This is a genomic window from Collinsella sp. AM15-2 (assembly GCF_003471985.1).
Taxonomy (GTDB): domain Bacteria; phylum Actinomycetota; class Coriobacteriia; order Coriobacteriales; family Coriobacteriaceae; genus Collinsella.
Genome location: NZ_QRKO01000013.1, coordinates 14,331 through 26,703 on the forward strand (window position 1 = coordinate 14,331; position 12,373 = coordinate 26,703).

Below are 12,373 nucleotides of genomic sequence, written 5' to 3' on the forward strand. Positions count from 1 at the left end.
AATGACAGACGGGGTGCCGGACGCGCGGACTTTGTGCGTTCGCGCTCATTAGAAAAAACAGAGCCGCCCGTATCGGGCGGCTCGGCAATCAAAAACCTTGGATTCGGGGCATACGCTACTGGTTTGCTTGCCCCTCGAGCATGCCGTCGAGGGTGCGCCAGGCGAGCTCGGCGCATTTGACGCGGGCGGGCATGTGCGAGATGTCCTGAAGCTGGGCGGCTTCGTCCAGGTCTTCCAAGTCCTCCTCGGAGAGCTTCTCGCCGCGGATCATGGCGAGGAAGAGTCCCGCCAAGCGACGTGCCTCCTCGACGGTCTCGCCGGTGATGAGGTCGGCCATGATGTCGGCACTGGCCTGGCTGATGGCGCAGCCGTGGCCGGTAAAGGAGGCCTCCTCGATCACGCCGTTCTCGACGCGCAACTGCAAGGTGAGCTCGTCTCCGCAGCTGGGGTTGATGCCGTCGTGCTCGTGCGTGGGAGCATCCATCTCGTACTTATAGTCGGGGTGCGAGTTGTGCTCCATAAATGTGGTGGAGGTGTAAAGGTTACCCATTGAACGTGCTCCAAACGTGATGCAGACCGGCGATGAACTTGTCGATGTCGGCCTTGTCGTTGTAGAAGGCCACGCTGGCGCGGCAGCAGGCAAGGTTCTCGACGCCCAGCCAGGTGAGCAGTGGCTGCGCGCAGTGGTGGCCGGCGCGGATGCAGACGCCGTCCATGTCCATGATGCTCGCGACGTCGTGCGGGTGGATGCCCTTGACGTTAAAGCTCACAACGCCGTGGTGGTTGTCCCAATAGATGGAGCCGATGATCTGGACAAAGTCGAGCTGCATGAGTTCGCCCATCAGATAGTGGACGAGTGCCTGCTCGCGGGTCTGGATGTTCTCGTAACCCACCGTGTTGACCAGGTAGTCGAGTGCCGCACCCGTGGCGAAGATGCCGGCGGCGTCCTGCGTACCCGCCTCGAACTTCTCGGGGACAGGAGCCCAGACGGCGTCCTGCTCGGTGACCGAATCGATCATCTCGCCGCCGGTGAGCATGGGCGGCATGGCGTTGAGCAGGTCCATCTTGCCCCACAGCACGCCGATGCCCATGGGGCCCATGGCCTTGTGCGCGCTAAAGGCAAAGAAGTCGGCGCCCAGGTCGGCCACATCGACCGGCATGTGCGGCAGCGACTGCGCACCGTCGACGACCAGGTAGCCGCCGTACTTGTGCACGAGCTTGCCGAGGTTCTTGACCGGGTTCTCGACGCCCAGCACGTTGGAGACCTGTCCCACGGCCAGGATTTTGGTCTTGGGACCCACCTTTGCAAGAACCTCCTCGGTGGTGAGCTGGCCGGTCTTGGTGGGGTAGAGGTAGACGAGCTTGGCGCCGGTCTCGCGGCAGACCTGCTGCCACGGAATCAGGTTCGAGTGGTGCTCCATGATGGTGATGACGACCTCGTCGCCCGGTTCGAGCACTGTGGGCGCAAAGCTCTTGGCGACCAGGTTGAGCGACTCGCTCGTGTTGCGGGTGAAGACGACCTCGTTGGCCTGTGGGGCGCCGATGAGGTCGGCGATCTGCTGGCGGACCTTCGCGATGGCGTCGGTGGCCTCGACGGACAGCGAGTACAGTCCGCGCAGGGGGTTGGCGTTCATGCGCTGGTAGAAGTCGCGCTCGGCGTCGAGCACACAGGCAGGGCGCTGCGCGGTGGCGGCGCTATCGAGGAAGGCGATCTCGGGGTGCTGCTGGAACAGCGGGAACTGGCCCTTGTAGGGGTTGGTCTCGATGTCCACGGTGGGCCAGCCGCGCGAAGCCTCGTCGCTGGCGTCGAGCTCCATGGGCTCGGGGGCAGTGCAGGTGTCGCATTTAACGTGCTCGGTGTCGATCATGCGAGCTCCTCTTCAAAGTTGTCGATCAGGTTGTTTCCCAGGCGGACGACGGCGGCGCGGGTGCGCTCGTCGGTGGCGGAAAGCGCGGCGTCCTCCAGCTTGGCGCGGATGAACAGGTCCTCGGCGGCGTTTTGGTCAAGGCCGCGGCAGGCGAGATAGAACAGCTGCTCGTCGCGGACGTGGCCGATGGTGGCGCCGTGGTTGCCGGCGACGTCGTCCTCGTCGCAGAGGATGACGGGAACGGTCTTGTTGTCGACGCCCTTGTTGGCCAGCAGCACGGTTTCGCGTTCGGTGCCGACGGCACCCTTGCAGCCGTGCACGAGGTCGATGGTGCCGCGGTAGACCTTCTTGGACGTGCCGGTCAGCACGCCGTTGGCGTCGATTTCGCACTCGGTCTTGCGACCGCGGTGGCGCAGCTCGTAGTTAAAGTCGCGCACCTGCTCGCGGGCGCCCAGGTAATCGGTATCGATCGTAACCTTGGCAGTGTCGCCCAGCAGGTCGCTGGCAAGGCCGGTGGCGCTGGCGCCGGCGCCCAGCACGGTATGCTGCACGTTGACGCGCGCGCCCTCGTCTAGGAACAGCCCGGTGTCGTCGAGCGCAATCCAGCTGTCGTCGAGCGTCTGCGTGCAGGTCACGTTGACGGTGGCGTACTCGTGGGCGCACACGCGTAGCACAGAGCCCACGACGCCCTCGCCCTCGGCGGGCGAGTCTAAGGCGATATGCAGGTCAAGCGTTGCCTGCGGGCGGGCGACGACGTCGATGGCGGCAATCGCAGCCGCCGCGTCGTCGCCGCTTACGCGCACGGTAACCGTGGCGTGCTGGTACGCAGGCATATCGATGACGATGCGCTTGGTAGCGTGCTCGGCCATGTAGGCGTATGCAGCCTCGCCCATGCCGGTTTCGAAGGCCTCGGCGGGGGAGAGCTCCTCTTCGAGCTTGATGGCGCCGACCTGGTAGACAGAGGTGGCGGGCACGTCGAGCTCGGTCTCGGGCGTGATACGGGCGCGGTCGGCGGCATCACCGGGGGCAGCGGTACGGCGCTCGGGGAAGCGCTCGGCCATGGCTTCCATGGCGGTGTCGAAGGCGTCGGCAGCACCGCGGAACTGCTCGTCCAAGCCCTCGACCTCGACGGCCTCGGCAGGAGCGACGGCAAGCTCGTCCGAAAGCTCAAGCTTAGTCTGGTTCATCTTGAGCCAACCCCAAGTGGCAGCCGGCATCGCATTGACCTGCTCAAGGGTGGTAGCAGCGGTGTTCGTGGTCTGTTTCATTATCCGATCGCTCCTTCCATCTCGAGCTTGATCAGGTTGTTCATCTCGACGGCGTACTCCAGCGGCAGCTCCTTGGAGACCGGGTTGGCAAAGCCGTTGACGATCATGGTGCGGGCCTCTTCCTCCGAGATGCCGCGGCTCATCAGGTAGAACACCTTGTCGTCGCCGATGCGTCCGATGGTGGCCTCGTGGCCGATATCGACGTTCTTGGCGCGGATGTCCATAGCGGGGATGGTGTCGGAGCGGCTCTGGTCATCGAGCATGAGCGACTGACAGCTCACGGTTGCCTTGGAGCCCTCGGCCTTGGGTGTCGCCACGATGGAGCTGCGGAAGGTCTGGATGCCGCCGCTCTTGGAGATGCCCTTGGTCTCGACGGTCGCCGAGGTCTCGGGCGCGTTGAGCACGACCTTGCAGCCGGTGTCGAGGTTCTGCCCGGCGCCGGCGAAGGTGATGCCGGTAAAGCTCGAGCGGGCGCGGCGGCCGTTGAGCACGCTCATGGGATAGAGGTAACCTACGTGGCTGCCGAAGGAGCCGCTGATCCATTCGATGTCGCCGTCCTCGTCCACGCGCGCACGCTTGGTGTTGAGGTTGTACATATTCTTGGACCAGTTCTCGATGGTCGAGTAGCGCAGGTGCGCACGCTTGCCCACAAAGAGCTCCACGGCGCCAGCGTGGAGGTTGGCCACGTTGTACTTGGGCGCGGAGCAACCCTCAATGAAGTGCAGGTCGGCATCGTCCTCGACGATGATGAGCGTGTGCTCAAACTGGCCGGCACCCTTGGCGTTGAGGCGGAAGTAGCTCTGCAGCGGGAAGTCGAGCTTGGTGCCCTTGGGCACGTAGACAAACGAGCCGCCCGACCATACGGCGCCGTGCAGGGCCGCAAACTTGTGGTCGGTGGGCGGGATGAGCGTCATGAACTTCTCGTGGATGAGCGGCTCCCACTGCGGATCGTGCAGGGCCTCCTCGATGCCGGAGTAGACGATACCCATCTTGGACGCCGTGTCCTGCATGTTGTGGTAGACCAGCTCGGAGTCGTACTGTGCGCCGACGCCCGCCAGATAGCTGCGCTCGGCCTCGGGGATGCCCAAGCGCTCAAAGGTGTTCTTGATGTCGTCGGGCACCGACTCCCAGTCGTGCTTTTGGTCGGTGTTGGGCTTGACGTAGGTGACGATGTTGTCCATGTCCAGGCCCTCGATGGAGGGGCCCCACGTCGGGTCGGGAAAACGGTTGAAGATCTCGAGGGACTTTAAGCGCAGGTCGAGCATCCACTGCGGCTCGTCCTTTTTGGCGCTGATCTCGCGCACGATGTCGGGCGTGATGCCGGCGTCGAGGCGCTCGAATCCCTCCTCGCCATAGGTGAAGTCGTAGAGGCTGCGGTCGATGTCCGCGACCTCGGTGCGGTTCTTGGTCATTGCGTCGCCCCTTTACGCCTGCTGCCCGGCAGCGGCGGCCTCGGCCTGGGCGCGCTGCTCGGCGGCCTCGCGCTCGAAGGTCTCAAAGCCGTTCTTGTCGATCCAGGGGATGAGCGAGGCGTCGTCCTCGCGCACGATGTGGCCCTTGACCATAACGTGGACACGGTCTACATCCAGGTGCTCCAGGATGCGCGTATTATGCGTGATGATGAGCATGGAACCGTCGCAGCTCTTGCGGTAGGCGTCCATGCCGTGGCTGACGGTGGAAAGCGCGTCGACGTCCAGGCCCGAGTCGGTCTCGTCGAGGATGGCGAGCTTGGGCTGCAGCAACAGGAGCTGGAGCATCTCGACCTTCTTCTTCTCGCCGCCCGAGAAGCCCACGCCTAGCTCGCGGTTGAGGTAGGCGGTATCCATGTTGAGCTCGGCCGCGAGCTCCTTGACGCGACGACGGAATTCCTTGCCCTTCATCTCCAGGCCGGGGCGGCCGGCGATGCTGGCGCGCAAAAAGCTCGACAGCGGCACGCCCGGGATCTCGACCGGGGCCTGGAAGCTCAGGAACAGGCCGGCGCGCGAGCGCTTGTCGGTGGTGAGCTCGGTGATGTCCTGGCCGTCAAAGACGATGCGGCCGTCGTTGACCGTGTAGACGGGGTCGCCCATGACCAGGTGGCCAAGGGTGGACTTGCCGGCGCCGTTGGGTCCCATCAGCACGTGGGTCTCGCCGGCGGCGACGTTGAGGTTGACGTTGTGGAGGATGGTCTTCTCGTCCACGGAGGCGGTCAGACCTTCGATGGAAAGCAGCGGATTTGCGCTCATGCTGTCCCTCTCTGTATATGGTGTACTCATGGGTGTGCGAAACCCTAGGAATCTTCTCGGAATAAAGTTACTATGGGTTCGGCGTTAGTCAAGGGAAAACCCGACTAATCCACTCGACTTTTCAAATTCTGGGACAAAATAACCTGTTGTGTTTGTCCCACTCACTTAAGATTTGGGACAAACAAACCTGGTTATGTTGTCCCAGATGCGATGGGAGGGTAGGTATGCTCATTTCTTCTAAGGGCCGCTATGCCCTCCGACTGATGATCTATATCGCAGCGCTTGGTGACGCCGAGGGCAAGATCGCCCTGCGCGAGGTCGCCGACCGCGAGCGTATCTCGCAAAAGTATCTGGAACAGCTTGTGCGTCCGCTTATGAAGGCAGGCCTGCTTAAGAGCGTGCGCGGCAAGGGTGGCGGCTACATGATGGCCAAGGACCCGGCCGAGGTGCGTGCTGGCGACATCCTGCGCGCCGTCGAGGGCAGCACGGCTCCGGTGGCGTGCGATGGTATCGACAACAGCTGCGCCCGCAGCGATCTCTGCTCGACCGTCAAATTCTGGCGTGGTCTGGACGACGTGATCGAAAAGTACGTCGACGGCGTGACGTTGGCCGACCTGGCCGCCGTCCCCGAAGTCAACTTCAACATCAAGCTGTAGGTTTAGCGCAATTCCTTAAGATTTCGCGGAGGGTTGTTGCCGTTTACCGAGGGGTTGTTGTGCAACAACGGGTGAGCTGCAATACTTAATTCTATCTTTGCAAACTGCACTTTAACTACACCAATGCAGGGAGGATCTTATGCAGCGCAAGCATTCTGCTATTGTCGCGGGCCTGACGCTGGCGCTTTCGTTTGGCGCCGTTTCCGTGCCGGCACCCGCCGCTGCCGAGGAGCCCACGCCGGGCGTTGCCTCGGATGCGACCGATATCGATAAGGGTCTCTATACCCAGCAGTCCTTCTCGGGCGTGCTGAGGTCGGTCCAGGGCGTTTCGTTTGTTAACGTGACCCCCGAGATGAAGTACTTTACCAAGTACGAGAGCCATGGCAACTATAACCAGGGCTTTTCGTATGGCGACGGCTATAACGCGCTGGGTTATTACCAGTTCGACCGTCGATGGTCGCTCATTCCGTTTATGAAGCAGGCCTACAACTACAACCCCGAAAAATACAGCATGCTCAAGGATGCGATTGATCGCGGCAGCGAGATTTCCAACACGAGCAATGCCATGTACGAGAACGGCCAGCTCACCGAGTTGGGCCGTATTGCGCAGGAGGCTTTCCAAGGTGCTTATAACACCGACCCTGTTGAGTTCTCGGCTCTGCAGGATGCGTATGCGTACAACTCGTACTATGCGGTGACCGAGGCGTGGCTCAAGAGCGGCCTGGGCATTGATATTTCGGGCCGTGCCGATTGCGTTAAGGGCATGGTGTGGAGCATCACCAACATGTGCGGCACCGGTGGTTGCAGGGACTTCTTCCGTTGGGCAAACCTTTCTAACAGTATGACTGATCGCGAGTTTGTGACGGCGCTTTCCAACAGTGTGGTCAATAACGTGGCGACCAAGTATTCGAGCCAGCCCCAGTATCATGAGGGCTGGAAGAACCGCTACCGCAACGAGCTGAAGGACTGTTTGGTTTATATCGCCGAGGACGAGGCCGCTGCCGCTGCGACGCCCGTGCAGCCCGAACCTACGCCGGCGCCCTCGCCGACGCCTGATTCGAATGACGACTCGAGCGACGATGCCAACGATGACAGGATGGATGCGCCCTCGACCGGTGCTGACGGTGATGGCTCTGCTGATGGCACTACCAACAACGGCTCCACCTCGAACGGCTCCGATTCAAACGGCTCTGCTGCGGGCGATTCGTCTTCAAGCTCTGCCGGCAATACGGACAGCGACGCTTCTGGTTCGACCGGCGCTGGCACCTCTAACCCATCCACCGGCTCGATCGATTCGTCCGTTGGCACCGGCTCTAACAACGGCTCCGGCTCTGACGCAACCCCTGGTTCCGATGCTTCCAAGGATGACTCGAATAAGGCGCCGGACGTTCCCGTTGCTTCGCCGGACAAGAAGCCTTCTTTCTCCGAGCAGCTTGGTTCTACGCTGGGCTCTTCGCTGATGGCTGGCGTCAATAACGGCTCGACCCAGAACAAGGGCAACTCTGATCAGGTTTCCACGGAAAAGATCGAAGCCGCAAAGGGCGACTCCAAGGACAAGGCTTCCGAGAAGACCGAATCCGATAAGGGTTCTAGCTCTGAGGAGAAGAGCGACAAGTCCGAACAGAAGAAGGACGAGGATAAGAAGTCTGAATCTGAGGAGAAGGACAAGAGCAAGGCCGAGGGCGAAAAGAAACAGTCCGAAGACGACGACAAGAGCGGTGCTGACAACCAGGTCCAAGAGCAAAATGACTCCAAAACGGTGACCACCACGACCACGACGACTACAACTACCAAGTCCTCGGGCGGCAACATGCCCAAGACGGGCGATCTGATTGTGATGGCGAGCCTTGCCAGTGCAAGCTTGGCCACACTGGGCGCTACGTCTATCGTAAGTGGTAAGCATAAGCTCGATCAGCAGAAGAAGGCTTCTGGGGAGGACGGCTTGGAGGAGTAATCTTCCAGATCGTTTTCTATAAGAGTTTGGGACGGGGTCCGGTGCGGCGGCATCGGCCCCCCTTTTTTTGTTGTGCAACGATTTGTTATGCCCCCTCGGGGGGCTGTTGCTACCGCTGCCCGAAACGTTTGCATGTCGATATTGTTGCGCTCTACCCGCTCGCTACAATGGGCATCGTGCTGCGTTAGAAGGAGAGTTTACGGTGTCTGAACAGGTGAATTGTGGTTTTGCTCATGCGTTTGGTGCACGGTTGCTCAATCATGCGGATAGCGCAGCTCTACCGGTTGATGCACACGACTTTTCCGATGCAATCAATCGGTGTTTACTCGTCGATAAGACTATGTTTATTGCCGATATATTGGACAGTGAAGCACCTGTTGCGCTTTGCTGTCGGCCCAAGGGTTTTGGCAAGAGCATGAATTTATCGATGCTCAAGTGCTATTTGGAACGACCTGATCGCCGGCTGCCGGATCGAAGCCTGTTCGCTGGTACCCAGATTTGGCAGGCGGGCGGCGGTCGCTATCGTGATGAGTACGCGAGTTATCCGGTCATCATGCTCGACTTTACAGCTGCCGCTTCGAGGCATGGCGCTGGTGCTGCGGCAGCAATTCGCGGGGCTGTCGTGCGCGAGTGCGCCCGATTACTGCCGCTGCTTGCCGCGCCTGATCTGTCAAGACGTGAGGTTCGTCTTATCGAGAGGGCGGCGCGTGGGGTGGCCAGCGATAAGGAGATCGATGCGGCGCTTGGCGTGCTTATTAAACTGCTCCAGGCAGCTTTCGATGAGCAGGTTGTTCTTCTGATAGACGACTACGACGCGGTATGTCCAAAGCGTTTGGACGCTAAGGACGACGGTAGCGTGGATTCCCTAGAGTCGCTCAGCCGAATGTTGTTCGACACCATTGCCGATGCCGGCGACTCGTTGCGATTGACGTGTCTGATGTGCGAACGCCCCGGTCATGCCGAGTTTGCGTTGTCCCAACGTGGGGTTTCCTATCGGTCGGCGACAGCGTTGTCGAGTTGGTGTGATCGATGGTTCGGTTTTTCGGACGACGAAGTCCAAGTGCTGTTGGATTGCATCGGTCGCAACGGCTGTCTGGATGACGCGCGTGAGTGGCTCGAGGGCTATCTGCTTGGTGGTTTTTATTGCTCGAGCCCGGAGCGCGTGGTGGACTACGCACATCGCGGTTGCGTCGCGCCCGTTCGGGCAGATCTGTATGGTTACGCCGACCGTCTGAGCGCATGCGTCGGCGACTGGAATCTCATGCGCCTGTCCGCATTGTTCGATTTACTTGAGGCGCATGGGTTTATTGAGGTGCCAGTGCATGTGCATGCCGAGGAGGCCGATGCCGCCAAGCCCGAAGATATCTGGACAGCGCTGTATCTGTCTGGATTTCTTACGACGGACATGACGGGGCATTCGGAAAACGGCGCGTGCCTTCGTTCCCTGCGTCTGCCTAACAACGAAGTGCGTCAGGCGCTCCGTCTTGTAATTCTGGAATGGTTTGAGTGCGCCGTTGAGGACGTTGGAGTTATCGACTCGTTCCATGACGGGCTGTGTCGAGGAGACGAGGACGCTGTAAAGCAAGCTTTGAGCTGTGCTATCGGCGATCTGGGCATCGATGTGGGCCAATCAGATATGCCGACAGCCTATCATCTGGTGCTTCAGGGGCTCTGCTTTGGACTGCCTGGCTATTGCAATCCCAGCTCCAAGCGAAGTGGCGTCTCGGATCGCTGGGATATCCAGGTGATTCCCACCGGTCGGGTGTTTGACGTGGCTGACACGTTCGGCATGCTCGATGAGCGACCGCTCATTACGATCAACATGATGTACGACCCTGGCGTCGATGCCCTGGGCCTGGAACTGTTGGCGGTTCAGGCGCTGCTCGAAATCGAGCGCGACGGCATCGATGATATCCGCGTGCCGCGCCCCGCCGTCGGGCGCATGCGTTGGGGCTTTGGTTTTGACGGTCAGCGTGTGTCCGTGGTGTGCCAACGACTGTAGCGGCGGGCGAAAGCCCTTTACTACTCCGCGTCCTTCAGGGGCGGCATGGGCTTCCAGTTGGGATCCTTTACGATCTTGCGGGCGTCCTTCATGCCACGGCGCAGCGCCGGAATGCCGGTCTTAAAGCATTTGTCGACTGCTGCCAGACGAATGAATTCCTTGCAGAAGGTCGCGGCATTGCCCAGGCGGAACAGCATGGGGTGGTAGTCACCGTAGATCTGCATATAGCGAGCGAGGAAGCCTCGGTTGCGCATGATGTAGTAGCGGTTGGTGTCGCTCGTGGAGTTGAGCTGTCGTTTGCCGGCGATATCCCAGTTAGAGACGGCGCGGGCGCGCTTGAGCACCACGTCGGCGACCACGGCGGCAGGGAAGTGCTGGCTGGCTACGTAGCCGTAGCAGGCATCGTCGCCGTAGATAAAGAAGCGCGCGTCGGGCAGGCCAATCTTGTCGACCACACGGCGCGAGAACATGCCGCCCTCAAAGCACAGTTGGTTCATGGTGCGGTAGCCCTCGGGACCCAGATCCCACTTGGCGATGGGGTTAGGGATGCCGAGCGAAAGGATGAGCTGGTACTGCCAAAAGAAGGCACCGCCGTCAAAGTCCAGGCGCGAACCCTGGATGACATCGTAGCGGTCGGTCCACTTGGCAAGACGCTCGATGCCTTCGGGGATGACGAGCACGTCGTCGTCCATCACCCAGAACCACTGGGCCCCCAGATCGTAGGCGCATTTAGTGCCGGCGGAGAAGCCGCCCGCACCGCCGCCGTTTTCGAGCTGCGGGGCGTAGATGACACGGTCGGTGCCGCCCTGCGCGTCGGGCTGCTCGGTGTCGATGCCCCACAGGTTGGCCAGGCGCTCGTTAAATGCGGTGCACATGGCCTCGGTCTCGCGCGAATTCTCGTTATCGACAATCACGATGCGCCAGGGCGTTGCCGTGAGCTCGGTCATGGAGTCGAACAAGTTGGCCAGGAGTTCCTGGCGCTTGTACGTAACGACAACGATGGCGAGCTTATCGATGGGGGCGGGAAGGGTTGAAGGCATGGGGCAATATATCCTTTCACGCGCGGCGGGCGAGCGCTGCGCGGAAGCTATCGAATACGTCCTTGGGACTGTCCTATTGTAAAGGCTCGGCGCACCTTGACGGCAAGCTTTGAATAAAACGCAGGAACCTGCCATGGGCCCGCCGCATGACGTGCGGCTACTTTGCCCGCAAGAGGCTCCATAGATTATATAAACGCCTGCTGGCGAGCTGACCCTTTGATACTATGAAACGACAGGTATTTCCTAAGGAGCACATTTGTCTACTAACGCCTCTGGCAGCCCTGTTCTGTCGCTGCTTATTCCCATTTACAATGTTCAGCGCTACCTGCGCGAGTGCCTCGATTCCGCCCTGGCGCAGACGCTCAAGGATATTGAGATCATCTGCATTAACGACGGGTCGACCGACAACTCGCCGGTGATTATCCGCGAGTATATGGAGCGCGATGGGCGCGTCAAGATGATCGACAAGGCCAACAGCGGCTACGGCGACTCGATGAACCACGGCCTGGAGATGGCGCGTGGCAAGTACGTTGGCATCTTGGAGTCCGATGACTTTATGGCGCCCGACGCACTCGAAAAGCTTGTCTCGGCCGCCGATACCAATAATGCCGACTTTGCAAAGGCGAACTTTGATTTCTACTGGTCTAAGCCCGAGGAGCGCCGTTCGCTGCACGAGATGTTTAGACCTCAGGATTGCGGCAAGCCGGTGAACCCGAGCGATACGACGCAGTTCTTTAAGCAAAAGCCGTCGATTTGGTCGGCCGTGTACCGTCGCGATTTTCTTGAGCACAACGGTATCAAGTTCCTGCCGACTCCGGGGGCATCCTTTCAGGACACGTCATTTGCCTTTAAGGTGATCGCGTGTGCCGATAAAGCTGTTTATCTGCATGATGCCGTGTTGTCGTATCGCCAGGACAACGAGAATTCCTCGGTCAATTCTTCGGCTAAGGTCTTTTGCGTCAATACCGAGTATGCCGAGATTGAGCGTTGGATTCGAGAGGATTATGCTCGCAATCACACAAGCGATGACGTCGAGCGTATGCTCAAGTTCAATCAGCTCATTAAGTACGATTCGTACATGTGGAACTACGTGCGCCTGGCGCCTAAGTTCTATAAGGAGTTCCTGGTTCAGATGGCTAAGGAATTTCAGGCGGCCTTGGACGCGGGGGAGTTTTCGCTTGACGACCTCAAGCCGTGGAAGCGCGCGAATCTCGCTGCCATCCTCAAAGATCCTGAGGGCTGGGTTGACGAGCATCCGAGTTTTGCGACGGATGGTGCCTTGGGGCGCGCTAAGTATTACGCCTCGGTTGGAGGCCCTGGCGTGGTCGCCGCCTTCCTCATCGAATCGCTGAGGGGGTAG

10 protein-coding genes are annotated in these 12,373 nt (G+C 60.3%); 4 read left to right on the top strand and 6 right to left on the bottom strand.

Annotation, left to right across the window (positions count from 1 at the left end; translation table 11 throughout):
• Positions 1 to 115: 115 nt before the first annotated feature.
• Genes sufU through sufC form a run of 5 tightly spaced genes read right to left on the bottom strand, consistent with a single transcriptional unit; the run spans position 116 to position 5,361 of the window.
• Positions 116 to 550 (bottom strand): Fe-S cluster assembly sulfur transfer protein SufU, encoded by a 435-nt coding sequence (gene sufU, locus DW171_RS06730; protein ID WP_117766943.1) that lies wholly within the window; start codon positions 548 to 550, stop codon positions 116 to 118.
• Entirely contained in the window at positions 543 to 1,868 is a 1,326-nt protein-coding gene (locus DW171_RS06735) for an aminotransferase class V-fold PLP-dependent enzyme (protein ID WP_199412243.1), read from the bottom strand. Before DW171_RS06735 ends, sufU begins: the two co-directional genes overlap by 8 nt.
• Positions 1,865 to 3,136 carry a SufD family Fe-S cluster assembly protein gene (locus DW171_RS06740; protein WP_117716830.1) on the bottom strand — a complete coding sequence of 424 codons (1,272 nt, stop codon included), beginning with the start codon at positions 3,134 to 3,136 and terminating at the stop codon, positions 1,865 to 1,867. Before DW171_RS06740 ends, DW171_RS06735 begins: the two co-directional genes overlap by 4 nt.
• Positions 3,136 to 4,548, bottom strand: a complete 1,413-nt coding sequence (sufB, locus tag DW171_RS06745; RefSeq protein ID WP_022094821.1) for a Fe-S cluster assembly protein SufB — start codon at positions 4,546 to 4,548, stop codon at positions 3,136 to 3,138. Before sufB ends, DW171_RS06740 begins: the two co-directional genes overlap by 1 nt.
• A 12-nt stretch (positions 4,549 to 4,560) precedes the next feature.
• Complete coding sequence (sufC, locus tag DW171_RS06750) at positions 4,561 to 5,361, bottom strand: Fe-S cluster assembly ATPase SufC (RefSeq protein ID WP_117638112.1); 801 nt, start codon at positions 5,359 to 5,361, stop codon at positions 4,561 to 4,563.
• 224 nt (positions 5,362 to 5,585) lie between these two features.
• Here sufC and DW171_RS06755 point away from each other — a divergent pair, with 224 nt between their 5' ends.
• The 3 genes from DW171_RS06755 (at position 5,586) to DW171_RS06765 (ending at position 9,973) form a co-directional block, all read left to right on the top strand.
• Positions 5,586 to 6,017: an Rrf2 family transcriptional regulator gene (locus DW171_RS06755; protein WP_118270782.1), complete on the top strand. Its 432-nt coding sequence runs from the start codon at positions 5,586 to 5,588 to the stop codon at positions 6,015 to 6,017.
• Between the two features lie 139 nt (positions 6,018 to 6,156).
• Positions 6,157 to 7,971 (top strand): hypothetical protein, encoded by a 1,815-nt coding sequence (locus DW171_RS10165; protein WP_158571028.1) that lies wholly within the window; start codon positions 6,157 to 6,159, stop codon positions 7,969 to 7,971.
• Between the two features lie 214 nt (positions 7,972 to 8,185).
• Positions 8,186 to 9,973, top strand: a complete 1,788-nt coding sequence (locus DW171_RS06765) for an AAA family ATPase (protein WP_255413389.1) — start codon at positions 8,186 to 8,188, stop codon at positions 9,971 to 9,973.
• A 20-nt stretch (positions 9,974 to 9,993) separates the two neighbouring features.
• Here the strand turns inward: DW171_RS06765 and DW171_RS06770 are convergent, their stop codons facing one another.
• Positions 9,994 to 11,013 (bottom strand): glycosyltransferase, encoded by a 1,020-nt coding sequence (locus DW171_RS06770; protein ID WP_117786538.1) that lies wholly within the window; start codon positions 11,011 to 11,013, stop codon positions 9,994 to 9,996.
• Positions 11,014 to 11,269: 256 nt separating this feature from the next.
• On the opposite strand from DW171_RS06770, the gene DW171_RS06775 reads away from it, so the two are divergent.
• On the top strand, positions 11,270 to 12,373 hold the full coding sequence (locus DW171_RS06775) for a glycosyltransferase (protein WP_118270784.1): 1,104 nt from the start codon (positions 11,270 to 11,272) through the stop codon (positions 12,371 to 12,373).